Origin of the sequence: Nocardioides anomalus (assembly GCF_011046535.1) — a bacterium.
Taxonomy (GTDB): Bacteria; Actinomycetota; Actinomycetes; order Propionibacteriales; family Nocardioidaceae; genus Nocardioides; species Nocardioides anomalus.
In genome coordinates this window covers 4761151-4787960 of the sequence record NZ_CP049257.1, presented here as the reverse complement: position 1 = coordinate 4787960, position 26810 = coordinate 4761151, and the positions used below count along the sequence as shown (strand labels likewise).

Here is a 26810-nt window from a genome sequence, read left to right as displayed (position 1 = left end):
CTCGCCATGTTCACCGACATCAACGTCTCCCAGATCTTCGTCCTCGACCAGGACGAGGCCCTCGACTTCTACGTGGGCACGCTCGGCCTGGAGGTGCAGACCGACCAGGACCTCGGGTTCATGCGCTGGCTGACCGTCAACGTGCCCGGCCAGCCCGGGCGGGCGATCCTGCTCGAGAAGCCGGGGCCGCCGGCGATGGACGAGGAGACGGCCGCCCAGGTCCGCGAGCTCGTCAGCAAGGGCGTGATGGGCGGCTGGGTCGGGTTCGTGACCGACGACTGCCGGCGGACCTGCGACGAGCTGTCGGCCAAGGGCGTGGAGTTCACCGACGGCCCCAACGAGCAGCCGTACGGCATCGACGCCGGCCTGCGCGACCCGTTCGGCAACAAGCTCCGCTTCGTGCAGCTCAGGGGCTGAGGCAGGACAGCGTCGCCGAGCTGAGGGCCGCCTTCACGTCCGAGTGGTCGGCGAGGTCGACGTCGGTGAAGGTGAGGTCGTCGTCGAACATGCCGATCTCGACGAGGTGGTCCAGACCCACCTGGTCGATCACCGACCGGGCCACGCACGCGCCCCGCTCGGCGTCGAGCCCGGGCTGGGTCGCGAAGGCGGCGCCCATGCTGGCCACCGCCGTCTCCACGTCGCCCGGGTCCGAGCCCGAGGAGCCCGAGGAGCCCGAGGAGCCCGAGGAGCCCGAGCCCGAGGGATTCGGGCTCGACGACGGGCTCGACGACGCGCTCGACGGGGACGTGGACCGCGAGGTCGGCGCACCGCCGTCGTCGTCCCGGGTCAGCGCGTAGGTCACCGCGGCCGCGGCGACGAGGAGCACCGCGACCAGACCGGCCAGGACCGGCCAGCGGCGACGCCGCGCCGGCCGTGGCGCCGCCGGCCGCACGGCCACCTCGGGCTGGGGCCCGCGCAGGGCGGCCAACCGGTCGCGGACCGCCGCCGCGGACGACGGGCGGTTGCGCGGGTCCTTGGCCATGGTCCGGCGCAGCACGTCGTTGAGGCCCCGCGCCAGCGGCGTGTCCTCGGCCAGCTGCGGCACGGGGTGGTCGCGGTGGGCGGTCACGACCTCGAAGTCCGAGGTCCCGGCGTACGGCGCGGCGCCGGTCAGCGTGGCCCAGAGCAGGCAGCCGAGGGAGTACACGTCCGAGGCCACGCCGGGGCTGCCGCCGGTGTGCAGCTCGGGCGCCATGTAGGTCGGCGTGCCGACCGTGGCCAGCGCCGTCCGCGTCTGCTCGGCGTCCAGGCGCCGGGCGATGCCGAAGTCGGCCAGGTAGGCCGTGTATCCGCCGTCGTCGCGGCGGCGCAGCAGCACGTTGGCCGGCTTGATGTCGCGGTGCACGAGCCCGGCCGCGTGCGCGTCGGCGAGCCCGCCCGCGACCTGGGTGACCAGGTCGACCGCCACCGGCGCCGGCGGCGGTCCGTACGCCGTGAGCAGGGTCCGCAGGTCGCCGTCCGGCACCAGCTGGGTGGCGATCCACAGCCGCCCCTGGTCCTCACCGTGGCCGTAGACGTGCACCACGTGCCGCGAGTCGAGCGACGCCTGGGTCTGCGCCTCGCGGCGGAACCGCTCACGGAAGTCCGCGTCCTCGGCCAGCTCCGGGGCGATCACCTTGAGCGCGACCGGGCGGTCCAGGGCGGGGTCGTGGGCCTCGAAGACCACCCCCATCCCGCCGCCGCCCAGCCGGCGCCCCACGACGAACGGCCCGATCGTCTCGCCCTCGCGGGGGTAGCCAGCCGTCACGACTGGCTACTACCCCGCGAGGCGCGGGTCGGAACTCCGGACCGGACTCAGAACAGCAGCGCGGACGCCGGGTCCTCGAGCACGCCGGCGACGTCGGCGAGGAACCGCGAGCCGGCCTCGCCGTCGATGTGGCGGTGATCGAAGGACAGCGCCAGTGTGGTGACGTGCCGGACCGCGATCCGGTCCTCACCGCCCTCGGTGACCACCCAGGGCTGCTTCTTGATGGCGCCGAAGCAGAGGATGGCCGACTCGCCGGGGTTGATGATCGGCGTGCCCGCGTCGACGCCGAAGACGCCGACGTTGGTGATCGTGAACGTCCCGCCCGCCATCTCCGCGGGCTGGGTCTTGCCGTCCCGGGCGGTGGCGGTGAGCGCGCCGAGGGCCTCGGCCAGCTCCGCCAGCGAGAGGTCCTGGGCGTCCTTGACGTTCGGGACGACCAGGCCCCGCGGGGTGGCCGCCGCGATGCCGAGGTTCACGTAGTGCTTGAGCACGACCTCGCCCGCGGCCTCGTCCCAGAACGAGTTCACGACCGGCGTGCGCCGCATGGCCAGCAGGCAGGCCCGGGCCAGCACCAGCAGGGGCGAGACCCGCAGGTCGCGGAACTCGCGGCGCGCCTTGAGCCGCTCCACGAACTCCACGGTCCGGGTGGCGTCCAGGGTGACCCACTCGGTCACGTGCGGGGCGGTGAAGGCCGACTGCACCATCGCGCCGGCCATCATCTTGCGCACGCCCTTGATCGGCTCGCGGGTCTCTCGCTCGCCCAGCGCGCGCCGGGCGGCCGGAGCAGCCGCGGGGGCCGGGGTGGACGCGGACGAGCCGGAGGCGGCCCGCTCGACGTCCTCGCGCGAGATCGTCCCGTTCGGGCCGGAGGCCTCGAGCGTGGCCAGGTCGACGCCGAGGTCCTTGGCCAGCTTGCGCACGGGCGGCTTGGCCAGCACGCGCACGTCGGACTCCGCCCGGGCCGCGGGCGCCTGGGAGGACGCCGGCACGGCGGGCTCGGGCTCCTCGGCCTCGACCATCGGCGAGGCCATCCCGGTCTCGAAGGCGGCCTGGGCCTGCATGTGGACGGCGGCCGCGCCCGAGGAGACCTTGCGGGCCCGGCGGGTCGGGCCGCGGTCGGCCTTCATCCGGCCGACCAGCGACTCGCCCTCGCCCGAGCCGGAGGCGGCCGGGTTGGACAGGTCGATCTCCATCTCGGGCGCCGGCGCGGCCGCAGCGGGCGCCGGCTCGGCCGCATCGGAGCCGATGGCGATGATCGGCGTGCCGACCGGGATGGTCTCGCCCTCGGGCGCCAGGATCGCCGAGACCACACCGGCGAACGGCGAGGGCAGCTCGACGATCGACTTGGCGGTCTCGATCTCGCAGACGATGTCGTTGATGGCGACGGTGTCGCCGACCTCGACCTTCCAGGACACGATCTCGGCCTCGGTCAGGCCCTCGCCCACGTCGGGCAGGAGGTACTCAGGCATCGCGACCTCCTCAGAAGCTCAGCGAGCGGTCGACGGCGTCGAGGACGCGGTCCAGGTCGGGCAACCACTCCTCCTCGATGCGGGAGGCGGGGTACGGCGTGTCGAAGCCGCCCACGCGCAGCACCGGCGCCTCGAGGGAGTAGAAGCACTCCTCGGTGATCCGGGCGGCGAGCTCGGCGCCCATGCCCAGGTTGACGTGCGCCTCGTGCACGACGACGGCGTGGCCGGTGCGGCGCACCGAGTCGAGGACCGGGCCCATGTCGAGCGGGCTCAGCGTGCGCAGGTCGATGACCTCCAGCGAGCGGCCCTCACCCGAGGCGGCCTCGGCGGCCTTCATGGCCGTCTTCACCGTCGGGCCGTAGGCCAGCAGCGTGGCGTCGCTGCCCGGTCGGACCACGCGGGAGGTGAACAGCGGCTCGGGGGTCACGGAGTCGTCGAGCTCGGCCTTGTCGGCGTGGTACTGCCGCTTGGGCTCGAGGAAGATCACCGGGTCGTCGCAGGCGATGGCCTGCTGGATCATCCAGTAGCCGTCGACGGGGTTGGAGCAGGCCACGACCTTGAGCCCCGGCGTGTGCGCGAACTGCGCCTCCGGCGACTCGCTGTGGTGCTCGACCGCGCCGATGCCGCCACCGAACGGGATGCGGATGACGATCGGCATCTTGATCCGGCCCTTGGACCGGAAGTGGATCTTGGCGACCTGGCACACGATCTGGTCGTAGGCCGGGTAGACGAAGCCGTCGAACTGGATCTCGACCACCGGCCGGTAGCCGCGCATGGCCATGCCGACCGCGGTGCCGACGATGCCGGACTCGGCCAGCGGGCTGTCGATGACCCGGTCCTCGCCGAAGTCCTTCTGCAGGCCGTCGGTGATCCGGAAGACGCCGCCGAGCTTGCCGACGTCCTCGCCCATGAGCAGGACCTTGGGGTCGTCCTCCATGGCCTTGCGCAGGCCGAGGTTGAGCCCCTTGGCCAGGGTGATCTTCTCGGTCCCGGCGCTCATGCGTGGCTCCCCTCGAAGGAGTCGAGGTAGGCCGCGAACTCGTCGTGCTGGCGGCGCAGCTCCTCGGTCTGCTCGGCGTAGACGTGCTCGAAGATGCCGAGCGGCTGCGGGTCGGGCAGGGCCTTGACCCCGTCGCGCAGGCGCGCGCCGAGCGCGTCGGCCTCGGCGGAGACGTCGGCGAAGAAGTCGGCGTCGGCCAGGCCGTTGCGCCGCAGGTAGGCCTCGACCCGCGAGATCGGGTCCTTGAGCTTCCAGGACTCCACGTCGTCCGACAGCCGGTAGCGGGTCGGGTCGTCGGTCGTGGTGTGCGCGCCCATGCGGTAGGTGTAGGCCTCCACGAACGTCGGGCCCTGGCCGTCGCGGGCCCGTTGGAGCGCGGCCTGCGTGACGGCGTACGTCGCGAGCACGTCGTTGCCGTCGACGCGGACGCCGGGGAAGCCGAAGCCCAGCGCGCGCTGGTAGAGCGGGATCCGGGTCTGTCGCTCGATGGGCTCGGAGATCGCCCACTGGTTGTTCTGGCAGAAGAACACGACGGGCGCGTTGTAGGACGCGGCGAAGATGAAGGCCTCGTTGACGTCGCCCTGCGAGGAGGCGCCGTCGCCGAAGTGGGCGATGACGGCCGCGTCGCGGTCGGGGTCGCCGGTGCCGACCGCACCGTCGCGCTGCATGCCCATGGCGTAGCCGGTGGCGTGCAGGGTCTGGGCGCCGATGACGATCGTGTAGAGGCCGAAGTTGACCTCCTCGGGGTCCCAGTCGCCGTGGTCGACGCCGCGGAACAGACCGAGCAGCTTCAGCGGGTCGAGCCCGCGGCACCAGGCCACGCCGTGCTCGCGGTAGGTCGGGAAGACGAAGTCCTGCGGGCGCAGCGCGCGGCCGGCGCCGACCTGCGCGGCCTCCTGGCCGAGCAGCTGGGCCCAGATGCCGAGCTCGCCGTGGCGTTGCAGCGCCGTGGACTCGGTGTCGATGCGCCGGACCATGACCATGTCGCGGTAGAAGCCGCGCAGCTGCTCCGGGCTGAAGTCGAGGTCGAACTCGGGGTGCTGGACGCGCTCACCCTCGGGCGTGAGCAGCTGGACCAGCTCGGGACCGCCGTCCTGCTGCGAGGGGCCGAAGACCTCGGCCAGATCCGGTCCGAACGCGGGTGGTGGTGCCGCAGGGTCAGTCACTGGGTCTCCTCGGGAGGTCACGGCCGGGGTCGGGGTCTCCGCCCACGGATGAGGGTGGCCCGGACACGGCGCCGCGGGGGTGGTGCGGGGCTGTGAGCCGGGTCACGATTCGTGCGGCGCCAATGTACCGAGGTCGGCGCGGCCGCCCCAACCCGGTCGGACCACCGGAGCACCCGTCGCGGTGGCGCGACCCCACCCGAAGGTGTGGTGAACGTCCGACCGGGTCGGAGGTCGACACCCCCCTGGGTACCTTGACGGGGCAGGCAGAACACCGACGGGGGGTGCTCACCGGCTGCACAGTGCTGGGGACGAGGCACGACCACGACATGGCCCACGCTGTCCTGGAACGACCGCGACTGACCGAGGAGGAGCGGCGGCAGCGCGCCGTCGACGCCCTCGGGCTCGGCGAGGACGTCCGCGAGGAGCGCTTCGACCGGATCAGCCGCGTCGCCCGCACCCTGCTCGGTGCTCGGATGAGCACGATCACCGTCCTGGACCGCGACCGGGCGTGCTACCCCGGAGCGGCGGGGTACGACGGCACCGCGATGCCACGCGAGCAGACCTTCTGCCACACCACCACGCTCCAGCGCTCGCTGCTCGTGGTGCCGGACGCCCGCGCCGACGGGCGCTTCCGCGACCTGGGGCTGGTCGCCGCCGGGGAGGTCGCGTTCTACGCCGGTGTCCCGCTCACCGACGCCCAGGACAACGTCGTGGGCGTCCTGTGCGTCTTCGACCCCGAGCCGGGCACGCTCGAGGGCGACCGGCTGCAGTCGTTCCTCGACCTCGCCGTGTGGGCGGAGCAGGAGCTGCTGGCCTCGACCGAGATGTCCGCGGCAGCCCGCGTCCAGGCCTCCCTGCTCCCGGCCCACCCGCTGCGGCTGCCGGACTGGGAGGCGGCCGGTGTGTGCCTGCCCGCCCTGGCGGTGGGCGGGGACTTCTTCGACTACGGGGTCAGCGACGGGGTCCTGCACCTCGGGCTCGGCGACGTGATGGGCAAGGGGACGGGCGCCGCGCTCGTCGGCGCCGGCGTGCGCGCCGCGCTCCGGGCGACGCACCTCGACGTGGTGGCCGGCGCCGACCTCGGCGCCAGCGCGACCGCGGTCGCGCGGAGCCTGCACCGCGACCTGGACCGCGCCGGCGCGTTCGCTGCCCTGGTCGAGGCCGCCGTCGACCTGGGCACGGGCGAGATCCGCTTCGTCGACGCGGGCCTCGGCCTCATGCTGGTGGTGCGTGCCGACGGCCGGGTGGAGCGGCACGTCGGGGCCGACCGGCCCTTCGGCCTGTTCGCCGACGACGACTGGACCGAGCGGCGGGCCGCGCTGGGTCCGGGAGACCGTCTGCTGGTCTTCACCGACGGCGTCCTCGACCTGCTCGAGGACCCGCTGCACTGGTGGGTGCCGGTGGGCGAGCTCGTAGCCGCGCACCGGGACCCGGAGAGCCTGCTCGCCGCGCTCAGCGCGCTCACCCGCGGCCGCACGCCCCTCGACGACGTCACCGCGTTGGCGGTGTACCGCGCACCCTGCGGGGACCGGTGACACGACGGCTGCTCCTCATCCGCACGGTCGTGGTGGTCACGGCCGTGCTCGGGCTCAACTACGTCGTCTGGCGCTGGCTGTTCTCGGTGCACTGGGCCGCCTGGTGGATCGCCGTACCGCTCGTCGTCGCCGAGACCTACAGCCTCATCGACTCCCTGCTCTTCGGGCTGACCATGTGGCGGCTGCGGGAGCGCGAACGACCGCCCGCGCCGGCGCCGGGGCTGAGCGTCGACGTGTTCATCACCAGCTACAACGAGCCGGTCGAGCTGGTGATGCGGACCGCCCGTGCGGCCAAGGCCATCGGCTACCCGCACGAGACCTGGGTCCTCGACGACGGTGACCGCGAGGAGATGCGGCAGGCGTGCGAGGCCGAGGGCATCGGCTGGATCACCCGCGGCACCCACTGGACCGGCCACGCCCGGCACGCCAAGGCCGGGAACCTCAACAACGCCCTGCTGGCCACCGAGGGCGAGTTCCTGCTCATCCTGGACGCCGACCAGGTCCCGCTCCCCGAGATCCTCGACCACACCCTCGGCTTCTTCGCCGACGAGCGGATGGCCCTGGTGCAGACCCCGCAGTGGTTCGAGAACGTCCCCGAGCACGACCCGCTCGGCAGCCAGGCCCCGCTCTTCTACGGCCCCATCCAGCAGGGCAAGGACGGGTGGAACGCCGCGTTCTTCTGCGGCTCCAACGCGGTGATCCGCCGTGAGGCGCTGATGCAGCTCGGGGTGACGGGGTACGTCGGAGAGGTCGAGCTCGGCGTGCACCGCGCCCTGCGCACCGCCAAGCGGGTCGTCGGCCAGGCCCGCAAGGAGCTCGGCCCCGAGGACGTCGAGGTGCGCCGCTCCCTCGACCTCATCCTCTACGACCTCGGGCGGGCCCGCCGCGAGCTGGCCCGCGGGGTCGCGCTGTTCGACGTGACCTACCGCTTCCAGCGCAGGGTCGCGGCGATCCGTCGCGAGCTGGTCGCCGCCGACCTCACCACCCTGTCCGCGGACCTGGCCGCCATCCGCGAGCTCGAGGGGCTCGCCGCCGACCCCGACGAGCGACTGGCCACCGTCGACGAGTCCGTGCTCGAGCGACTGGCCCACCGCTCCTACTCCCCGCTCGGCGCGGTGGAGACGGTGCAGGCCCTCGTCGACGCCGTCGACGTCGACCGGGCCGGCGAGGCCCAGCCGATCATGCCGCTGGCCACGATCTCGGTCACCGAGGACATGGCGACCTGCATGCGGCTGCACTCGCTGGGCTGGCGCTCGGCGTACCACGACGAGGTGCTGGCCCACGGCCTGGCGCCCGAGGACCTGGAGAGCATGCTCACCCAGCGCCTGCGCTGGGCCCAGGGCACGGTCCAGGTCATGCTCCGCGAGAACCCGCTGCGCCAGCGCCGGCTCTCCTGGGCGCAGCGGCTCATGTACTTCGCGACCATGTGGAGCTACCTCTCCGGCTTCGCCGCCGTGGTCTACATCGCGGCGCCGGTGGTCTACCTGCTCTTCGGCGTGCTGCCGGTGCAGGCGATCAGCGTCGACTTCTTCGCCCGGCTCGTCCCGTTCCTGCTCGTCAACCAGCTGCTGTTCTGGGTGGTGGCCGACGGGCGCAGGACCTGGCGCGGCCAGCAGTACTCCCTCGCGCTGTTCCCGGTCTGGATCACGTCGTTCACCTCGGCGTTCGGCAACGTCTTCCTCGGCCGCTCGCTGGACTTCGCGGTCACCCCCAAGGAACGCCGCGAGCAGACCGGCGGGCCGCCGTACCACCTGGTCAAGGCGCAGCTGGTCGCGATGGCGCTGCTCGCGGTGGCCGCCGTGGTCGGCCTGGTCCGGCTGCTGGCCTTCGACCAGGGCAGCCCGCTGGGCGTCTACCTCAACCTGTTCTGGGTCGCCTTCGACCTGGTGATCCTCTCCGTGGTCATCGAGGCGGCCCGCTACCGCGGCTCCGCTCCCCCGGTGGGGACCGGAGCCGGCCGACACGTGCGCGAGCCCGTGCACAGCGACCGAGGGGGTCCCCGATGATCGAGTTCGACGTCCGCACCGACGACCGCGGCATCGGCGTGGTGGTGCCGCGCGGCCGGCTCAACATGGTCAGCGCCCGGCGGCTGCGCGAGGTGCTGACCGAGCTGGTCGACGCCGGTACGACGCGCGTCGTGGTCGACCTGGGCGAGACCACCTTCCTCGACTCCTCCGGGCTCGGCGCCCTCATCGCCGGGCTCAAGTCCGCCCGCCAGGCCGGCGGCGACCTCCAGGTCGCCCGGCCCACCCCCGAGGTGATGAGCGTCTTCGAGCTCACCAACCTCGACAAGGTGCTGCGGCCGCGGGCCAGCGTGGAGGAGGCGTTCGGTGGCTGACGTCTCGGTGACCGCCGCCGTCGCGCCCGAGGTCGTCGACCGGGTGCTCGACGAGCTCGCGGCGCTCTGGGAGCGCTCGCCCGAGGTGGCGGTCGCGGACCGGACGCGCTTCGAGATGGGGGTGGTGGAGATCCTCGGCAACATCGTCGAGCACGCCTTCCGCGTCGACGACGGGCACGGCGTCGCGCACCCCGGCGGTCGCGAGCTGACCGTCGAGGTGACGGTCGACCCCGAGGCGCTGACGGCGGTGCTGGGCGACAACGGCCAGCCGGTCGAGCTCGACCTCGGCGACGTCACCATGCCCGACGCGGACGCCGAGTCGGGTCGCGGCCTGGCCCTGGCCCTGGCCGCGCTGGACCACCTCGAGCACCAGCGGGTCGACGGGCGCAACCGCTGGACCCTGCGGTGCGACCGGCACTGAGCAGGCCGGTCCGGGCGCTCCTCGCCGTCCTGGCCCTGCTGAGCCTCGTCCTGCTGCCCGGCGCCGCGCGCGCCGCGGACGGCGACCCGTCACCGGACCCGGTCCCGCGGGTGCCGCTCGGGAAGCCGTGGTTCGGCCCCGGCCTGGACTGGAGCGAGCAGCTGCCGGCCGACTACTCGGGCCGGCTGGGCCGCACCCCGTCGCTCTACGCGCAGCGTGTCGACTACCCGCTCACCGACCAGGACGCGACGTACCTCGAGCAGTTCGCGCAACAGGCGGCCAGCCAGGGTGCGGTCGCGGCCCTGACCCTCGAGCCCCAGCAGGCGCTGGCCGACCTCACCGACGCCGAGGCCGAGCAGCTGGCCGACGAGCTGGCCGACCTGCACCGCGAGTACGACTCCTTCTTCCTGGTCCGGTTCGCGCCGGAGATGAACGGCAGCTGGGTCACCTGGGGCCAGCAGCCTCGGGAGTACGTCGCGGCGTTCCGGCAGCTGGCGTTGGCCGTGCACGCCGCGACCGACCAGGCCGCCATGGTCTGGTCCCCGGCGTACGGCGCGGGCTACCCCTTCGGGAAGGCCTACGGGGCGGTCGACCCGGACAGCGCGCAGCGGACCCGCCAGCTCGACACCGACGGCGACGGCACCGTCGACGACGCCGACGACCCCTACGGCCCCTACTACCCCGGCGCCGAGGCCGTGGACTGGGTGGGGCTCTCCCTCTACCGGTTCGGCAGCCTGGACCAGACCCGGATCAGCGAGGACGACAGCGGCCAGCAGACCGGCGAGCAGTTCGACACCAACACCACCCCGCAGCCCGGAGAGCTCGAGAGCCGCTTCGAGGAGACCCTGGGCTATGGCCGGGACGTCGCGCGGACCTCGTTCTACGACCGCTTCGCCGCGCCCGACCGGACGCCGTTCCTCGTGGAGACCGGGGCGCTGTACAACCCGCACGTCGACGGCTCGAGTGAGCTGGACGTCAAGCGGTCGTGGTGGCGGCAGGTCTTCGCCGCCGTCGACGACCACCCCCTCATCGCCGCGATCAGCTGGCTCGAGCTGGACCGCCGCGAGGCCGAGGCGGACGACCAGACGGTGCGGTGGGGCGCGGCGCGGACCGGCACCCTGGCCCGCGCCCTGCGCCGCGACCTGGACCGCGCGCCCCTCACCCTCGGGCCGGTCACCCGGGTGCTCGACCTCGAGACCGGCAACGCCGCCACCGCGCAGGGCCGGCTCCCCGACGCCGACGACCAGAGCGCGGAGATGGGCTGGATCGTCCTCTGCGTCGCCCTGCTCGCCGTGGGCTTCCTCGTCGCCGGGCTGGTCGGGCGGTGGCTTCCGTCGTGGCGCTACCCGCAGGAGCACGACCCGCGCGACCAGCGGCTGGACCTGTTCCGCGGCTGGATCATCCTCACCGTCGTCTTCACCCACATCGAGGTCGCCGGCGTCTACAGCTACCTTAGCCTCAACGCCATCGGCGCGATCACCGGCGCGGAGATGTTCGTGCTGCTCTCCGGGATCGTGCTCGGGATGGTCTACCTCCCCGGCGTCGCCCGGATCGGCGAGTGGGCCATGGCCGTGACCATGCTGCGCCGCGCCCGCAAGCAGTACCTCGTCACCCTCGCCGTGGTCATCCTGGTCTGGCTGCTCGGCAAGGTGCCGCACGTCTCGACCGCCGTCGTCACGACGTTCACCGACCGCGGCACGGGCGAGAACGGCGAGACGGCGGCCGGCCAGGTATACGACCTCTACCCCAACTTCCCGCGGCTCTTCGACTACCCGCCCCCGTGGTACGCCGTGAAGCAGCTCCTGCTCGTGGAGATGGGCCCCTGGGTCTTCAACATCATGGGCCTGTTCATCGTGCTGAGCCTGGCCCTCCCCGCGCTCATGTGGCTGATCAAGCGCGGGCTGTGGTGGTTGCTGCTGGCCGGCTCCTGGGTGCTGTTCGTGGTCAACTTCCACGACCCGGTCCACCCGCTGCCCTCGCAGTTCGAGTACGTCTTCCCGCTGCTCAGCTGGCAGGTGCTCTTCACCCACGGACTGGTGCTGGGCACCTACCGCCGCCAGATCACCCGCGCGCTGACCTCACGTTGGGGCAAGCTCGCGTGCGGCGTCTTCGTCCTGACCTACGCCGCGGCGTTGGTCTACCTGTGGGCCGGCCACCACTTCGGCTTCCTCTCCCCGCCGTTCCCGGGCGACTCCTACGGCTGGCTCTACGCGCACGGCTACAACCGGGTCTTCCTCCAGCCGGGCCGGCTCGTCGACTGCGTGCTCATGATCATCTGCGCCTACGCCGTGCTCACCACCTGCTGGAAGCCGATCAACGCCGCCGTCGGCTGGCTGTGGACGCCCCTGGGCTCGGCCAGCCTCTACGTCTTCATCGTGCACGTGTTCTTCGTGATCGCGGTCGGCAACATCCCGCACCTGGACCGCACGGCCTTCTGGGTGGGCACGCTCCTCCACACCGTGGTCATGCTGCTGATCTGGGTGATGGTCAAGAAGAAGGTGCTCTTCTCGGTCATCCCGCGCTGACGCGGGTCAGTGCACCTCGCCGAGGTCCTCGTGGGCCTGGTGGCTGACCGGCTCGACCTGGAAGGTCGCGTGGTGCACGTCGAAGTGGTCGGCCACGCACCGGCTGAGCTCGTCCAGCGTGGCCCCGACGCCGCGCTGGGCCAGGCAGGCGTCGGTCACGGTGACGTGGGCCGACAGCGACGGGATCCCGCTGGTGATGGTCCAGGCGTGCAGGTCGTGCACGTCGGTGACACCGGGCACGTCGAGCAGGTGGGTGCGCACGTCGCCGAGGTCGAGCCCGGCCGGGGCGATCTCGAGCAGCACGACGGTGGCGTCCCGGGCCAGGGTGAAGGCCCGCGGCACGATGAGCACGGCGATGGCCAGGGTGGCCACGGCGTCGGCCCGGGTCCACCCGGTCGTCCAGATGACCAGGCCGGCGACCACGGCGAGCAGCGAGCCGACCAGGTCGGCCAGCACCTCGTTGATCGCGCCGCGCATGTTGAGCGAGCCCCGCTCGGCCCGCGAGAGCACGCCCATGGAGATCGCGTTGGCCAGGAGGCCGACCGCGGCGAAGGCCACCATCGGTCCGGCGTCGACGTCCTCGGGCGTGCCCAGCCGCGAGATGCCCGCCCAGAACAGGTAGGCGCACACCACGATCAGCACCACCGCGTTGACCAGTGCGGCCAGCACCTCGGCGCGGTGCAGTCCGAACGTCGAGCGCTCGCCGCCCCTCAGCGACGCGACGTACGACGCCCCGAGGGCGAGCACCACCGCCGCGGCGTCGGTGGCCATGTGGCCCGCGTCGGCGAGCAGCGCCAGCGACCCGGTGACCAGCCAGCCGACGACCTCGAGCACGAGGACGCTGGCCGTGACCAGCAGCACGATGCGCAGCCGGCCGCGGTCGGCGGCCCGGCCCGCGGCGTGGCTGTGGTCGTGGCCCATGCCTCCCAGCCTAGGAGGGCGGCCTGTCCTCCCCCGCCGACGAAGCGCTCCCCGGTCCGCGGGTCGACCGCGGTCTGCCCGGGCGGGAGGTTCGAGAGGTCCGGGGCGATGACGGTGCGCTCGACGCTGTCGGGCAGCCGCAGCCCGGTCGGCTTGCCGCCCCCGCCGACGAGGACGAGGTCGGAGGAGTCCCGCTTGGGCAGCGTCTCGCCGCGGAAGTACTCCGGGGCCAGGGCCTGCCACACGAACATCAGCACCGCCCCGAACAGCAGGGAGCCGATGCCGAGCAGGAACACGCCGCCGACGCCGCCGATGTGGGTGCCGCCCGCACCCCAGTCCGGCGCGGCGTACAGCTTGGCGGCCCACACGAACGCGACGAGCAGGATCGTGCCGCCGAGCAGCGGGAACAGTCCCTGCATGACGATGTCGCGCGGGCTCGACCACATGGTCTTGCGGTAGAACCACACGCAGGCGAAGCCGGTGAGGCCGTAGTAGAAGGCGATCATCAGCCCGACCGCCTCGATGGTGTCGGCGAGGATGTTCTCGCTGATCAGGGTGAGCCCGACGTAGAAGAAGATCGATACGCCGCCCATCCAGATCGTGGAGTCGGTCGGCGTGAGGTACTTCGGGTGGATCCGGGCGAACCGCGACGGCGCGGCCCTGAACACCGCCATCGACAGGCTGGTGCGCGCCGTCGGCAGGATCGTGGTCTGGGTCGAGGCCGAGGCCGAGGTCAGGACGGTGATGGCCAGGAGGTGGACCATGATCCAGCCGACCGCCCCGCCGCCGAACACGGCGTCGCCCATGGCGGCGAACACGTCACTGGCGTTGTCGAGGTTGCCCAGTCCGATGCCCTCCTCGCCGATGCCGGCGAAGGCGATGGTGGCCACCGCCACGAGGGCGTAGATGACCAGCAGCAGCACCGTGGAGATCACGGCCGCGCGGCCCGGCGTCGTGGCGGGGTCGTCGGCCTCCTCGTTGGTCGCGACGGCCGTGTCCCAGCCCCAGTAGATGAAGACGGCGATCAGCGTGGCCGTCACCAGCCCGGACGCCGTCAGCCCGCTGGGCGAGATCCAGTCCCACGACGGCTTGATCCCGACCGGCGCCGAGCCGGCGTACACCTTGACGATGGCGAACACGGCGAAGGCGACGAGGGTGACGATCTCGATGCCCAGCAGGCCGTACTGCAGACGCACCGAGACCTCGATGCCGCGGTAGCAGATGTAGGTCATGACCGCGATCCAGACGATCCCGGCCACCGTGCTCCAGAAGACGCTGGCGGCCAGCGAGTCGAAGCCGAACAGCGAGTAGGAGTAGGAGCCGGCGATCTGGGCGAGGTTCGCCATCACGATGATGTCGGCGATGATGATCGCCCAGCCGCCCATGAAGCCGGCGCGCGGCCCGAAGGCCCGGGCCGCCCAGGTGAACGTGGTGCCGCAGTCGGGCTCGGCCTTGTTCAGCTCGGCGTAGGCCACGGCTGTGAGGTACATCGGGACGAAGGCGAGCACCATGATCAGCGGCGCCTTGGTGCCGACGATCCCGGAGCCGTTCTCGGTGGTGACGACGAAGCCCAGGGTGGCGGCCAGCGAGTAGGCCGGCGCCGTGGACGCGATGCCCACGACGATGCTGCCCACGAGACCGATGGCCCCGAGCTTGAGCCCCTTGCTCGCTCGCTCTTCGGATTCCGTCGTCGTCAAGGTCTCTGCCTCCCGAATGCGTCGTCTGCCGACCGTCGTACGGAGGACACCGTAGGACGCAACCAGCGCGGGCGACAGCCCCTCGACGTCTCGGGCGCGTTACGAGTGACGACCAGCAGGCTCCGTCCAGACGCTCAGGTCCGGGCCCTGCGGCACGATGCCGGTCGGGTTGATGCCGCGGTGCACCGAGTAGTAGTGCGTCTTGATCTGGTCGAAGTCGACGGTGTCGCCGAAGCCCGGCAGGGCGAACAGGTCGCGGGCGTAGCGCCACAGGTTCGGCAGCTCGGTCAGCTTCTGCCGGTTGCACTTGAAGTGGCCGTGGTAGACGGGGTCGAAGCGGACCAGGGTGGTGAACAGCCGCACGTCGGCCTCGGTGACCGTCTCGCCCATGAGGTAGCGCCGGTCGGCCAGCCGCTCCTCCAGCCAGTCCATCGCGGTCCACAGGCGGTCGTACGCCGCGTCGTAGGCATCCTGGCTGCTCGCGAAGCCGCAGCGGTAGACGCCGTTGTTGACCTCGGTGTAGACCCGCTTCATCACCGCCTCCATCTCCTCGCGGAGCTCGGCCGGCCACAGGTCGGGTGCGTCCTCGCGGTGGAACTCGCGCCACTCGAAGAACAGGTCGTGGGTGATCCACGGGAAGTCGTTGGTGACCACCTGCCCGGTCGGCACGTCGACGACCGCGGGCACGGTGATCCCCTTGGGGTACGCCGGGAAGCGGGCGAAGTAGGCCTGCTGGAGGCGCTCGATCCCCAGCACCGGGTCCACCCCGCCCGGGTCGAGGTCGAAGGTCCAGCTGCGCAGGTCGTGGGTCGGCCCGCACAGCCCGAGGGAGATGACGTCCTCGAGGCCCAGCAGCTGCCGCACGATGATGGCGCGGCTGGCCCACGGGCACGCGCGCGCGGCGACCAGCCGGTAGCGACCGGCCTCGACCGGCCACAGCGGCACGTCGGCGGGCCCGTGCTCCGGGCGCCGCCCCTCGTGGGTGATCCGGTCCGGGATGTAGTCGGTGTCCCGCTCGAACGAGCCGCCCGTCTTCTTGCTGTCGTCCTCGTTCACAGCCCGGACGGTACCCGTGACGGTTGAAGCCTCAACCGTCCGACCGGGTGGCCTGGGCCGGGGCGGGCACGGTCCGCGGCAGCGCGGCCACGAAGTCGAGCTTGTCCAGCACCGGCGCCGGGATGACGAAGGGGTAGAGGTCGTCCTTGCCCATCGAGCGGTTGATCATGTTGAGCGCGATCGACAGCGGCACCCAGATCCCGGCCACCACGTCACGGAAGCTCGAGAACGCCGTCACCGGCGCGACCGCGGTGAGCCCGTACGCCGCGGCGGTCTCTACGGTGTCGCTGATGTGCAGGAAGTGCGCCCAGGTCTCGGCGAAGTCCTCGAAGGGGTGCATGGTCGCGTACGTGCTGATGTAGGACGACGCCCAGTCGGCGGGCGGGCCGTCGGCGTAGTGCCGGTCGATCGCGGCCTGGTAGTCGGCGGTCTCGTCGCCGAACAGCGCCCGCGCCTGCTCGATGAGGTCGCCGCGGACCAGCTGCCACTCGTAGTAGTGCCCGACCTCGTGCCGGAAGTGGCCGAGCATGGTGCGGTAGGGCTCCGCCAGGTCCTGCTGGACGCGCGCGCGGTAGGCGTCGTCGCTCTCGGCCAGGTCGATGGTGACGACCCCGTCGGCGTGGCCGATGGTCACGTTCTCGTGGACGCTGGAGAGCAGGTCGAAGGCCAGGCCGTTGTCCGGGTCGGTGTCCTTGCCCACGACCTGGAAGCCGAGGGTGTCCAGCTCGGCCAGCAGGTGCCGCTTGGCCCGCTCGGCGGCGGGGTAGTTCGCCAGCCCCTCGGGGTCCTCGTCGTTCGGTCGGGTGCGGGTCAGGTCGCAGGCGAAGCACTGACCGCCCTCGTAGCGCGACAGCCAGGTGCACCCGTGCAGCCCGAGGTTGCGGCACCGGTGCCACACCAGCCCGCTCTGGTCGAGGTAGCGCGAGAGGTGGTCGACCGGCACGATCGCCCGCTCCTCGCGGCTGTAGGCGAGCGCGGTCCCGCACGAGACGCACGAGGAGTTCTCGAAGTGCAGCGGGTTGTCGCAGACCCGGCAGCGGTAGGACCTCACGGGCGGCCCGGTACCCGGGGGGCCCGTGGGTACCGGCGGCCATGACCACGACACCAGGTGAGCCCCAGCCCGACCCCGAGGTCGTCCCCAGCGGCGACCCGGCCCCGATCCCGACCGAGCCCCTCCAGCCCGGCGAGGACCCCGGCGTGGCCCCGGACCAGCCCGAGATCGAGCCGCCGACCGACCCCCGGCCCTAGCCCCCGTCCCGGGCGAGCCCCAGCCGGAAGAACCGGCTGAACGGGTCGTCGCCCTCGTACGTCGCGAAGGCGCCGCACGGCGCGAAGCCGAACCGCTCGTAGAGCCGGTGCGCGGCGTCGAAGGCCGGTCCGTGGCCGGTCTCCAGCAGCAGTTCGTCGTACCCCCGCTCGCGCGCGGTCGCCACGATGCGCTCGAGGACGGCGGCGGCGACCCCCTGGCGCAGGTGGGTCGGTGCGGTGCGCATCGACTTCACCTCGCCGCTCGTGGCGCTCAACTCCTTGAGCGCTCCGCAGCCGGCCAGGTCGTCGCCGACCCAGGCCGACCAGAAGGTGACGTCCGGGCCCCGCAGCCCGGAGAGGTCCAGGGCGTGCACGCTCTCGGCCGGGCTGGTGGCGTGCATGCCGGCCAGGTGGTCGGCCAGCAGGGCCCGCACCTCCGTCCCCGTGAGGTCGTCGACGCGCACCTCCACCCGCGGCCGGCTCACAGCGGCGCCACGTCCACGCTGACCTCGAGGCTGGAGTCCGAGGCCTCGGTGACGATGACGCCCTTGACCGGGGGCACGTCGGAGTAGTCGCGGCCCCACGCGACCGTGACGTGCCGGTCGCCGACCTCGTGGTCGTTGGTCGGGTCGACCGCGAGCCACGCGCCGCCGTCCGGGCCGGGCAGCCACACCGCCACCCAGGCGTGCGAGGCGTCGGCCCCGACCACCCGCTCGCGGCCGGGCGCGGGCTCGGTCGCCAGGTAGCCGCTGACGTAGCGTGCGGCGAGCCCCTGGCTGCGGAAGCAGGCCAGGGCCAGGTGTGCGAAGTCCTGGCACACCCCGGCCCGCGAGGCCAGCACCTCGCGAACCCGGGAGGTCACCGTGGTCGCGGTCTTGTCGTAGTCGAAGTCGGCGTGGATGCGGTGGACCAGGTCGAGCACCGCGTCGCCGAGCGGTCGGCCGGGGGCGAAGGACGCGGCGGCGTACTCCGTCGCGGCCGGCACCTGGTCGACCGAGGCCGAGGGCAGCGCGAAGTCCGTGGCCCGCCAGGCCCCGGGCGCCGTGGGCACGACCAGGGGCCGGGCGGCCTCCCAGGGCTGGGCGAGCCGCGCCGGGTCGTGCTCGGGCGCCGTGACGTCGACCTCGCTGGTCGCCTCCACGACCAGCCGGTTGTGCGCCTCGGTGACCTGGAACCACGTCGCGGTGTTGCCGTAGAAGTCGGTGTCGTGGCGCAGGTCCGAGGCGCCGGGCCGGGTCGTCACGTCGTACGCCGCGACGTGCTGCCACGGCAGCGCGCGCGGCACCAGGTGGGCCACCCCGAGCGAATCGGTCACCTCATCGTCGTAGGTGTAGGTCGTGAGGTGGCGCACGCGGTAGCGCATCAGAACACCTCCCGGCCGGCCAGGGCGAGGGGACGCGGGGCGGGGCCGGACTCGAGGTACTGCTCGTGCACCGCGTCGCCGACCCGGCCCAGCGCGGTGAGCGTGGTGGCCAGGAACGACGCGAGGTGGGGCCGCTCGGCGCCGCCGAGGGCGACCAGGGTGCCGAGGTCGGTGCCGGCCACCTGCTCGGCCAGCTCCGAGACCAGGCGCTCGGGCCGGGTCGAGCCGGTGGACAGGGGCTGGGCGGCCAGGTGCCGGCCGAGCTCGGCGAGCGCGAAGGTGAGCGAGCGCGGGTTGTCGGGGTCCCTGAGCAGCAGCTCGAGGACGGGCGCGGGCCGGACGTAGCCGCGGTAGCGCCGGCGGTGGGTGACCGCGCTCTCGGCCACGGTGAGCACGCCGTTGAGCACGTCGCGGTCCACGTCGAGGCCGCGGCGGACGGTGGCCGTCGCGGCCAGGAGGTGGCACAGCTGGAGCGCGCGCTCGAGGTGGCGGCCGGCTCCGATGAGGTGCCAGGCGGGGTCGCGGATCATGTTCGCGGTCACGCCCTGGAGCGCGAGCACGCCGGTGAGCATCCGGCCGGCCGACTCGGCGACCTGGTGGCTGTGCCGCGAGCCCACCAGCGCCGCGGTGGCCCGGTCGATGGTGCCGAAGCCGCGCCAGGTGTCGCCGGAGAGCTGGTCACGCACGCCCTGGAGCGCGTCGCGCAGCTGGGCCAGCGCCTGGGCCGCCGAGCCGTCGCGGTCGGGGTCGAGCAGCAGCGAGCGGAACTCCTCGTCGAGGTCCTCCTGGCCCGGTCCGGCCAGCCTGCGGACCGCGTCGAGGAACACCTCGAGGCTCGCGCCACCGGCGCTGCGCGGCCGGGTGCGGTAGTCCTCGCTGTGCGCGTGCGCGGTCAGCACCAGCCGCAGCATGTCCTCCGCGCGCTCGGCGTAGCGCCCGAGCCAGAACATGTCCTCCAGCACCCGCGGCACCAGCACGCTGACCGAGCGCGCGCTGGTCATCGGCAGCACGTCGGCCAGCCCCTGGTCGGGGTCGGTGGGCGAGCCCTTGACCACCCAGACGTCCTTGCTGGTCCGCAGCTCGCCGAGGGTGGCGAGCCCGCCGGCCATCGGTCGGTACGCCGAGCCGTAGCGCAGCGTGAAGGTCCGCAGCGTGACCGGGGCGGGTGTGGCCTGGCCCGAGGTCCGACCGGCCTCGCCCCACACCGGGACCTGGGACAGGGGCAGCTGCTCCTGCCCGACCCACCGGTACGGCGCGGCGAGGATCCGCGTCTCCAGCTCCTTGCGGCTCGCCGCCGGCACCGGTCCGTCGATGGTCCGGACCCGCAGCCGGTCCAGCCGGCCCAGCACGTGGTCCAGCGAGTCGGGGTCGCCGCACCACCAGGTCCGCACCGACGGCAGCCGCAGCTGCTCGCCCAGCAGCGCCTCGCACACCGCGGGCAGGAAGGGCAGCAGGCCGGGGTTCTCCAGGACGCCGGACCCGAGCCCGTTGACGATGCGCACCCGCCCGCGGCGCACCGCCTCGACCAGGCCGGCCACCCCGAGCCGCGAGTCGCCGCGCAGCTCCAGCGGGTCGCTCCAGGCCGCGTCGACCCGGCGCAGGATCACGTCCACGCGCTCCAGCCGGTCGCCCGGCCCCTCCAGGTGGACCCAGCCGTCGCGGACGACCAGGTCGCTGCCCTCGACCAGCGGGAAGCCCAGCGCCGAGGCCACGAACGCCTGGTCGTACGCCGTCTCCGAGTGCGTCCCCGGCGACAGCACGACCACGCGCGGGTCGGCCCGGTCGCCCTGCGCGGACTGCAGCAGGGCCGAGCGCAGCGCGGCGAAGTAGGGCTCGACCCGGTGCAGCCCCGCGTCACGGTAGAGCTCGGGCAGCACCCGGGAGACCACCCGCCGGTTCTCCATCGCGTAGCCCAGCCCCGACGGCGCCTGCGCCCGGTCGGCCAGCACGCGCCACTCGCCGTCGGCGTCGCGGCCCAGGTCGGCCGCGCACAGCACGAGCGGCCGCGGGTCGACGGCCCCGGGCCGGGCCACCACCCGCGTGAACCCGGCGTGGCCCAGGACCACCGCGGCCGGCACCACGCCCTCCGCGAGCAGCCGCTGCTCGCCGTACAGGTCGACCAGCAGGGCGTTGAGCAGCTCGGCCCGCTGCGCCAGCCCCACCTCGAGCCGCGCCCACTCGGCCGCCTCCACGATGAGCGGCACCGGGTCGAGCCGCCACGGCCCCGGCCCCTCGCCCGGCCGCCCGTAGGTCACGCCGTCGTCGGCCAGCATGGCCACGATGTCGCCGTCCGCGCGCCGCAGGTCCGCCGCGGTCACCCGCACGACCGCCTCCGCGATGCCCTTCCACGCCGGCCGCAGTGTCCCGTCCGGCGCGACCACCTCGTCGTGGCGTGGCCGCTCGTCGCCGAGCAGCGGCTGCGCGAGCGCCGCGGCGTAGTCGCGCAGCACGGTCACGGGCAAACCCTGTCACGCCGCCAGGCGGCTACTTCCCGATGACCACCCCGACCGCCGTACCGGGCTTGACCTCGATCCCGGCTTCGACGGCCTGGGTGATGACCTTGCCGCGCAGCTTCGTGCCGGCGTGCTTCCTCGTGACCTTGCCGAGCGTGCACCCAGCGGCGGTCAGCGCGGCCCCGGCCCGGGCGGCACTCTTCTTCTTCAGGCTCGGCACCGTGCAGTACGTCGGGGCGGGGGCCGGCGTCGTGGTCGTGGGCGGCGTGGTCGGCGTGGTCGTGGGCGTCGTGACCTTCCCGCACAGGTCGTCGGTGAACGTGCCGTCGGTGGCGTTGCCGGCGACCTGGTTGCCGCAGGCGGAGTGGATCGTCCCCCCGGGCCGGTCCAGGCCGGTGTTGTTCAGGTACATCCGGGTGTTGCTCACCCAGGCCTCGGCCCCGGCGCCGACGCTGAGCGCGGTGTTGGAGCCGGTGATGGTGCTGCTGTCCAGGGCCAGCCGGACCGCGTGACCGGCCGCGGGCGCGAGGCCGATGCCGGCGGTGCAGTTGTCGTTGATGCGGGCATCGTTGACCGACAGGTCGAGGAAGGCGTCGACCGGGCTGTTGGCGAAGCTGCCGCCGACGGCCGTGGTGAAGCCGGCGATCCGGACGTCGTCGAGCCGCACGGACGCCGCGCCGATGATGTTCACCCCCGTCGTGGCGCCACAGGTCCCCTCCCCGGTGTTGGTCGACTTGATGTCGATGTCACGGAGCACGACCTGGGCGTCGGTCGGCGCGTTGATGGTCACCCCGGGGGTGCCCACGACCAGGATCGAGGCCAGGTGGCCCGTGCCGTCGATGGTGATGGGCTTGGTGATGGTGACCGCGCCGTAGCCGCCGTCGTCGATCACGTTGATGACCCCGCCCGACGCCGTCTTGCTGATCGCCCCGGCGAAGGTCTTGCAGGGCGCCGTCCGCGAGCAGGGGTTGACGTCGTCACCCACCCCGGAGACCCAGGTCCGGGTGGCCTGCGCCTGCGCGGCGGGGGCGGTGACGGCGAGGCCGGCGGCGGCGACGGAGAGGACGAGGCAGGCGCGGACGAGGCGCGGGATCGGCATGGGAGGAGTCTGCGGTCAGGACCGCCGTGCGTCGATGGTCCGTCCGGGCCATCACCCCTGCCTCACGACCGCAAAGAACTGTTTGCACACGTCTCTTTGCAAAGATATGGTGGCGATCATGGACACCAGCTCGATCACCCCGACACCGCAGCAGCTCCGGGCCCTCACCCACCCGCAGCGCCTGCGCATGCTGGGCATCCTGCGCACCGAGGGCCCGACCACCGCGACGGCGCTGGCCACGCGACTGGGGCTCAACACCGGCGCGACGTCGTACCACCTGCGCCAGCTGGCCCAGCACGGCTTCATCGTCGACGACGAGGGCCGCGGCAACGGGCGCGAGCGCTGGTGGCGCGCAGCGCACGCGTCGACCCGGACCGACTTCGAGATCCTGACCGAGCCGGAGGACCAGGAGGCGCTGGACGCCTACCTGCAGACGGTGGTCGTGGTCTACACGCAGATGCTCCAGCAGATGGTGGAGGAGCGGGCCACGCTCAGCGACGAGTGGCGCAACGCCAGCACGCTCTCGGACTGGCGCTGCCGGCTCGCCCCGGAGCAGGCCACCCGGCTCATCGAGCGGGTCTCGGCGATCATCGAGGAGTTCGAGGCCGAGGAGGAGCTTCCCGAGGACGACGCCTCCGGCGTGCCCTACACGATCATGTTCCACGGCTTCCCGCGCCCGGGCGGACCGGCGGGGGGTACGTCGTGAGGCGGCCGCTCTACGGCTGGCTGGCCGCCGAGGGCATGTCGCTGGTCGGGACGCGGGTCTCGATGGTGGCGCTGCCGTTCTTCGTGCTCACCACCACGGGCAGCCCCGAGAAGACCGGGCTCGTGGCGGTGGCCGAGATGCTGCCGCTGGTCGTGCTCAAGGTGCTCGGCGGGCCGGTGATCGACCGGGTCGGCGCGCGTCGGGTGGCCCTCACCTGCGACTGGGCCTCGCTGCTCGTGGTCGGCTCGGTGCCGCTGCTGCACGAGGCCGGGATGCTGTCCTTCCCCGCCTTCCTGGCCCTGGTCGCGGTGGCCGGCGCGCTGCGCGGTCCGGGGGATGCGGCCAAGGCCTCGCTCGCCCCGACCCTGGCCACCACCGCGGGCGTGCCCATGGAGCGCGTCACCGGGTTGAGCAGCACCGTCGAGCGGACCGCCTCGATGCTGGGCGCGGCCCTGGCCGGCGGCCTCGTCGCCGTCCTCGGCGCGGCCAACGCGCTGGCGGTGGACGCCGTGTCCTTCGGGGTCTCGGCCCTGCTGCTGGCCTGGGCGCTGCCGGCCGGCACCCGCGCCGAGGACGACCCGGACGCCCCGACCGACGACGCGCCGTACTTCGAGCAGCTGCGGGAGGGCTGGCGGTTCCTGCGCTCGGACCCGGTGCTCGTCGGCATCACCGTGATGGTCGCGCTCACCAACCTGCTCGACCTGGCCTGGTCGGCGGTCATGGTGCCGGTGTGGGGCGTCGAGCGCGCCGGCGGCGCGGCCGCGGTCGGGCTGCTCTTCGCGACCTTCTCCGGCGCCTCGGCGGTCGGCTCGCTGCTCGCGGCGGCGTACGGCGAGCGGCTGCCGCGCTACGCGACCTACCTGGCCTGCTTCCTGGTCACCGGGCTCCCCCGGTTCCTGGTCATGGCCTGGGACACCCCGCTCGTCGGCGTCCTCGCCGTAGCGGTGGTGGCCGGCTTCGCGGCCGGGTTCCTCAACCCGATCCTGGGCGCGGTCATCTACGAGCGGATCCCCCCGGCGCTGGTCGGCCGGGTGAGCTCGCTGTCCACCGCGGCCTGCTTCGCCCTCATGCCGCTGGGCGGGCTGGTCGGCGGCTTCCTCGTGGGCGGCGTCGGCCTCGGCGCGGCCATGGCCCTGACCGGGGTGGCCTACTTCGTGGTCACCATGCTGCCCGCGGTCGACCCGCGCTGGCGCGACTTCGACCGGCGTCCCGAGCCCGCGGTCACCGCCGGAGCCTCAGCTCAGTAACGAGCGCCGGCGACCTGCGCGGCCAGTCCGTCCAGCCGCTCGACCTCGTCGGCGGTGAGGTGGACGTCGAGACCGGCGACGTTCTGCTCGAGGTACGCCGTGCGCTTGGTCCCGGGGATCGGCACCACGTCGTCGCCCTGCTGCTGGACCCAGGCCAGCGCGACCTGGCCGGGCCGCACGCCGTGGGCGTCGGCCACGGCGCGGACCTCGTCCACGATCGCCTGGTTGGCCTCGAGGTTCTCCTCGTTGAAGCGCGGCATCCGCGCGCGGGAGTCGCGGCCCTCGAAGGACTGCCCGGACAGCGCGCCGGTGAGGAAGCCGCGCCCGAGCGGGGAGAACGGCACGAGGCCGACCCCGAGCCGGCGCGCGGTGGGCAGCACCTCGGGCTCGATGTCGCGGGTCCACAGCGACCACTCGCTCTGCACGGCGGTGATCGGGTGCGTGGCGTGCGCCCGCTCGAGCTGCTCGGCGGTGACCTCCGAGACGCCGACGTGGCGGACCTTGCCGGCCGCCACCAGCTCGCCCATCGCGCCGATGGTCTCCTCGATCGGGGTGTCCGGGTCGACGCGGTGCAGGTAGTACAGGTCGATCCGGTCGGTCCCGAGCCGCTCCAGCGACTCGTCGCAGCGGCGGTGGACGGCTTCGGGCCTCGCGTCGATCCGGAACCGGGTGGGCCCGTCCGGGACGATGCCCTCGATGCCCATCTTGGTCGCGAGGGTGACCTCGTCGCGGTGGTCGGCCAGCACCTGCGACAGCAGCCGCTCGTTGGCCCCGAAGCCGCCGGGGCCGGTGTCGCCGTACACGTTGGCGGTGTCCCAGAAGCTCACGCCGAGCTCGAGGGCCCGGCGCAGCGTGGCGAGCGAGGTGGCCTCGTCGGCCTCGCCGTAGGACTGGCTCATGCCCATGCAGCCGAGTCCCTGCGCCGACACCGTGAGCCCCTGACCGAGGGTGCGTTGCTCCATGTCCCTCACGCTAGGGACTGGAGTGCGCTCCGGGTCAAGAGCCGGCGGCCCGCCGGACCAGCGCGCGGATCGTCTTCTCCTCGGCCTTGCCGATGGCGGTCAGGGCGAACGACGTCGCCCACATCGACCCTTCGTCGAGCTGCGCGGCCTCCTCGAAGCCGAGCGTCGCGTAGCGGGTCTCGAACTTGCTGGCCGGCTTGAAGAAGACCACGACCTTGCCGTCGCGCGCGTACGCCGGGAAGCCGTACCACGTCTTCGCGGCCAGCTGCGGCGCCTCGGCCAGCACGATCGCGTGGATGCGCTCGGCCAGCTCCCGGTCCGGCTGCGGGAGGCCCTCGATGGTCTCCACGCACCGCTCGGCCTCGGCCGCCAGCTTGTTCCCGCCCTTGCTCGCGCGCAGCTCGGCCGCGCGCTCCTTCATCGCCGCCAGCTCCGCCTCGGAGAACCCGGAGTCGGACCGCTTCGTCTGCTTCGTCGTCATGACCAGAACGCTAGGAGCGCGGCCGGCTCCGGTGCTTCTCGAATCCTGATCAGTGCGGGAACGCGCGCGCCAGCTCGAGCAGCCGGTCGTTGGCCTCGACCTCGCCGATGGACACCCGCGCGCCCTCGGCGCCGAAGGGCCGGACCACGATGCCGAGCTCGTCGGCCGCGACCGCGAAGTCCGGCGTGCGCTCGCCGAGCGGGAACCACACGAAGTTGCCCTGCGACGACGGCACGTCCCAGCCGGCCTCGGCCAGCCCGGCCTGGACCCGGTCGCGCTCGGCCACCAGCGCGTCGACGCGCTCGAGCAGCGCGGCCTCGGCGTCGAGCGAGGCGATGGCCGCGGCCTGGGCCACGCCGGAGACGCCGAAGGGCAGCGACACCGCCCGCAGCGCGGCGGCGACGGGCTCGTGCGCGACGGCGTACCCGACCCGGAAGCCGGCCAGGCCGTAGGCCTTGGAGAAGGTCCGGAAGAGCACGACGTTCGGGTGGTCGCGGTAGGTGGCCAGCCCGTCGACGGCGTCGTCCATGCGGACGAACTCGACGTAGGCCTCGTCGACCACCACCAGCACGTCGGAGGGCACCCGCGCGAGGAGGCCGTCCAGCTCGGCCTGGGTCACCGACGGCCCGGTCGGGTTGTTGGGCGTGCACACCATCACGCAGCGGGTGCGAGGGGTGATCGCGTCGACCATCGCGTCGATGTCGTGGCGCCCGTCGGCGGTCACCGGCACCGCCACCGACGTCGCAGCCGCCGAGGTGATGGCGATGGGGTAGGCCTCGAAGGAGCGCCAGGCGTGCACCACCTCGTCCCCGGGCTCGCAGAACGCGTGGAGCAGCTGGTAGATCAGCGCCACCGACCCGGTGGCCGCGGCCAGGTCGGTCACGGGGACGCCGAGCCGCGCGGCGAGCGCGTCGTACAGCGCGCTGTTGCCCATGTCCGGGTAGCGGTTCATCACCTCGACCGCGCGGTGCGCGGCCTCGACCACGCCGGGCAGCGGCGGGTAGGGGTTCTCGTTCGAGGAGAGCTTGTACGACGTCATCCCGGGCCGCACGGTCGGCGGCTTGCCGGGTACGTAGGCGGGGATCGCCGCGACGTTGGGGCGAGGGGTGGGACCGGTCACCGGCCCAACCTAGTCACCGCTCCGGAGCGAGTGGCCAACGTCATGGTCCGGAGCTCTTGGAACGATCCAAAAGTGTGCGCACACTAGGGGTGTGAACACGATCAGCACCGAGCTCAGCGAGCTCCACGACCGCTACGTCGACGCGGTCAACACCGCCCTCGGCCAGGACGACGACGTCCGGGCCATGCAGCTGGCCGACGAGTTCGACGTCGAGGTCCTCGACGCCGTCCGCCGCCAGCTCGCCGCCGCCTGACCC

24 protein-coding genes and 1 pseudogene are annotated in these 26810 nt (G+C 73.0%); 10 read left to right on the top strand and 15 right to left on the bottom strand.

Annotated elements, in window-relative coordinates; all coding sequences use genetic code 11:
* The first annotated feature begins 6 nt into the window (after positions 1-6).
* Positions 7-417: a VOC family protein gene (locus G5V58_RS23825; protein WP_165237886.1), complete on the top strand. Its 411-nt coding sequence runs from the start codon at positions 7-9 to the stop codon at positions 415-417.
* Here the strand turns inward: G5V58_RS23825 and G5V58_RS23820 are convergent.
* Genes G5V58_RS23820 through pdhA form a run of 4 tightly spaced genes read right to left on the bottom strand, consistent with a single transcriptional unit; the run spans position 407 to position 5382 of the window.
* A complete protein-coding gene (locus G5V58_RS23820) occupies positions 407-1747 on the bottom strand; it encodes a serine/threonine-protein kinase (protein WP_165237884.1) in 1341 nt (446 codons plus the stop codon). The genes G5V58_RS23825 and G5V58_RS23820 overlap by 11 nt on opposite strands.
* Positions 1748-1794: 47 nt before the next feature.
* Complete coding sequence (locus G5V58_RS23815) at positions 1795-3216, bottom strand: dihydrolipoamide acetyltransferase family protein (RefSeq protein WP_165237882.1); 1422 nt, start codon at positions 3214-3216, stop codon at positions 1795-1797.
* A 10-nt stretch (positions 3217-3226) separates the two neighbouring features.
* Positions 3227-4216: an alpha-ketoacid dehydrogenase subunit beta gene (locus tag G5V58_RS23810; RefSeq protein WP_165237880.1), complete on the bottom strand. Its 990-nt coding sequence runs from the start codon at positions 4214-4216 to the stop codon at positions 3227-3229.
* Positions 4213-5382 carry a pyruvate dehydrogenase (acetyl-transferring) E1 component subunit alpha gene (pdhA, locus tag G5V58_RS23805; protein ID WP_165237878.1) on the bottom strand — a complete coding sequence of 390 codons (1170 nt, stop codon included), beginning with the start codon at positions 5380-5382 and terminating at the stop codon, positions 4213-4215. Before pdhA ends, G5V58_RS23810 begins: the two co-directional genes overlap by 4 nt.
* 326 nt (positions 5383-5708) lie before the next feature.
* On the opposite strand from pdhA, the gene G5V58_RS23800 reads away from it, so the two are divergent.
* The 5 genes from G5V58_RS23800 to opgC are packed head-to-tail and all read left to right on the top strand — an operon-like array spanning position 5709 to position 12201.
* Entirely contained in the window at positions 5709-6917 is a 1209-nt protein-coding gene (locus G5V58_RS23800) for a PP2C family protein-serine/threonine phosphatase (RefSeq protein WP_165237876.1), read from the top strand.
* Complete coding sequence (locus G5V58_RS23795; protein ID WP_230486912.1) at positions 6914-8923, top strand: glycosyltransferase family 2 protein; 2010 nt, start codon at positions 6914-6916, stop codon at positions 8921-8923. Before G5V58_RS23800 ends, G5V58_RS23795 begins: the two co-directional genes overlap by 4 nt.
* The gene (locus G5V58_RS23790) at positions 8920-9255 is read left to right on the top strand and encodes an STAS domain-containing protein (protein WP_165237874.1); all 336 of its coding nucleotides are present in this window, start codon (positions 8920-8922) and stop codon (positions 9253-9255) included. Before G5V58_RS23795 ends, G5V58_RS23790 begins: the two co-directional genes overlap by 4 nt.
* Positions 9248-9676 (top strand): ATP-binding protein, encoded by a 429-nt coding sequence (locus G5V58_RS23785; RefSeq protein ID WP_165237871.1) that lies wholly within the window; start codon positions 9248-9250, stop codon positions 9674-9676. The genes G5V58_RS23790 and G5V58_RS23785 overlap by 8 nt, the downstream gene beginning before the upstream one ends.
* A complete protein-coding gene (gene opgC / locus G5V58_RS23780; RefSeq protein ID WP_165237869.1) occupies positions 9661-12201 on the top strand; it encodes an OpgC domain-containing protein in 2541 nt (846 codons plus the stop codon). The genes G5V58_RS23785 and opgC overlap by 16 nt, the downstream gene beginning before the upstream one ends.
* A gap of 6 nt (positions 12202-12207) precedes the next feature.
* On the opposite strand, the gene G5V58_RS23775 is transcribed toward opgC, so the two are convergent.
* From G5V58_RS23775 to G5V58_RS23760, 4 genes and pseudogenes are all read right to left on the bottom strand, one after another.
* Positions 12208-13035, bottom strand: coding sequence for a cation diffusion facilitator family transporter (locus G5V58_RS23775; RefSeq protein WP_230486911.1), 828 nt, complete (start codon positions 13033-13035; stop codon positions 12208-12210).
* 401 nt (positions 13036-13436) lie between these two features.
* Positions 13437-14741, bottom strand: a pseudogene (locus G5V58_RS23770) (APC family permease); the annotation flags it as partial.
* Positions 14742-14918: 177 nt separating this feature from the next.
* Complete coding sequence (locus tag G5V58_RS23765) at positions 14919-15875, bottom strand: glutathione S-transferase family protein (RefSeq protein WP_165237865.1); 957 nt, start codon at positions 15873-15875, stop codon at positions 14919-14921.
* Positions 15876-15906: 31 nt separating this feature from the next.
* The gene (locus tag G5V58_RS23760) at positions 15907-16926 is read right to left on the bottom strand and encodes a zinc-binding metallopeptidase family protein (protein WP_165237863.1); all 1020 of its coding nucleotides are present in this window, start codon (positions 16924-16926) and stop codon (positions 15907-15909) included.
* Between the two features lie 41 nt (positions 16927-16967).
* Between G5V58_RS23760 and G5V58_RS23755 the strand changes: the two genes are divergently transcribed.
* A complete protein-coding gene (locus G5V58_RS23755) occupies positions 16968-17123 on the top strand; it encodes a hypothetical protein (protein WP_165237861.1) in 156 nt (51 codons plus the stop codon).
* Here the strand turns inward: G5V58_RS23755 and G5V58_RS23750 are convergent.
* The 4 genes from G5V58_RS23750 to G5V58_RS23735 are packed head-to-tail and all read right to left on the bottom strand — an operon-like array spanning position 17120 to position 22038.
* Positions 17120-17608, bottom strand: a complete 489-nt coding sequence (locus G5V58_RS23750) for a GNAT family N-acetyltransferase (protein ID WP_230486910.1) — start codon at positions 17606-17608, stop codon at positions 17120-17122. The two genes, G5V58_RS23755 and G5V58_RS23750, sit on opposite strands and share 4 nt — an antisense overlap.
* Positions 17605-18486 (bottom strand): transglutaminase family protein, encoded by an 882-nt coding sequence (locus G5V58_RS23745; protein WP_196240534.1) that lies wholly within the window; start codon positions 18484-18486, stop codon positions 17605-17607. Before G5V58_RS23745 ends, G5V58_RS23750 begins: the two co-directional genes overlap by 4 nt.
* Positions 18486-20942, bottom strand: a complete 2457-nt coding sequence (locus G5V58_RS23740) for a circularly permuted type 2 ATP-grasp protein (protein ID WP_165237859.1) — start codon at positions 20940-20942, stop codon at positions 18486-18488. The genes G5V58_RS23745 and G5V58_RS23740 overlap by 1 nt, the downstream gene beginning before the upstream one ends.
* A 28-nt stretch (positions 20943-20970) precedes the next feature.
* Positions 20971-22038: a PASTA domain-containing protein gene (locus tag G5V58_RS23735; RefSeq protein WP_165237857.1), complete on the bottom strand. Its 1068-nt coding sequence runs from the start codon at positions 22036-22038 to the stop codon at positions 20971-20973.
* A gap of 118 nt (positions 22039-22156) precedes the next feature.
* On the opposite strand from G5V58_RS23735, the gene G5V58_RS23730 reads away from it, so the two are divergent.
* Complete coding sequence (locus tag G5V58_RS23730) at positions 22157-22744, top strand: ArsR/SmtB family transcription factor (RefSeq protein WP_165237855.1); 588 nt, start codon at positions 22157-22159, stop codon at positions 22742-22744.
* On the top strand, positions 22741-23991 hold the full coding sequence (locus tag G5V58_RS23725; RefSeq protein WP_230486909.1) for an MFS transporter: 1251 nt from the start codon (positions 22741-22743) through the stop codon (positions 23989-23991). The genes G5V58_RS23730 and G5V58_RS23725 overlap by 4 nt, the downstream gene beginning before the upstream one ends.
* On the opposite strand, the gene G5V58_RS23720 is transcribed toward G5V58_RS23725, so the two are convergent.
* Genes G5V58_RS23720 through hisC form a run of 3 tightly spaced genes read right to left on the bottom strand, consistent with a single transcriptional unit; the run spans position 23985 to position 26554 of the window.
* Positions 23985-24953, bottom strand: a complete 969-nt coding sequence (locus G5V58_RS23720; RefSeq protein ID WP_165237853.1) for an aldo/keto reductase — start codon at positions 24951-24953, stop codon at positions 23985-23987. The two genes, G5V58_RS23725 and G5V58_RS23720, sit on opposite strands and share 7 nt — an antisense overlap.
* Before the next feature lie 34 nt (positions 24954-24987).
* Complete coding sequence (locus G5V58_RS23715) at positions 24988-25434, bottom strand: iron chaperone (protein ID WP_165237851.1); 447 nt, start codon at positions 25432-25434, stop codon at positions 24988-24990.
* 49 nt (positions 25435-25483) lie between these two features.
* Positions 25484-26554: a histidinol-phosphate transaminase gene (gene hisC, locus G5V58_RS23710; protein ID WP_165237849.1), complete on the bottom strand. Its 1071-nt coding sequence runs from the start codon at positions 26552-26554 to the stop codon at positions 25484-25486.
* 91 nt (positions 26555-26645) lie between these two features.
* Here hisC and G5V58_RS23705 point away from each other — a divergent pair, with 91 nt between their 5' ends.
* The gene (locus G5V58_RS23705) at positions 26646-26807 is read left to right on the top strand and encodes a hypothetical protein (protein ID WP_165237847.1); all 162 of its coding nucleotides are present in this window, start codon (positions 26646-26648) and stop codon (positions 26805-26807) included.
* The last annotated feature ends 3 nt before the right edge of the window (positions 26808-26810 follow it).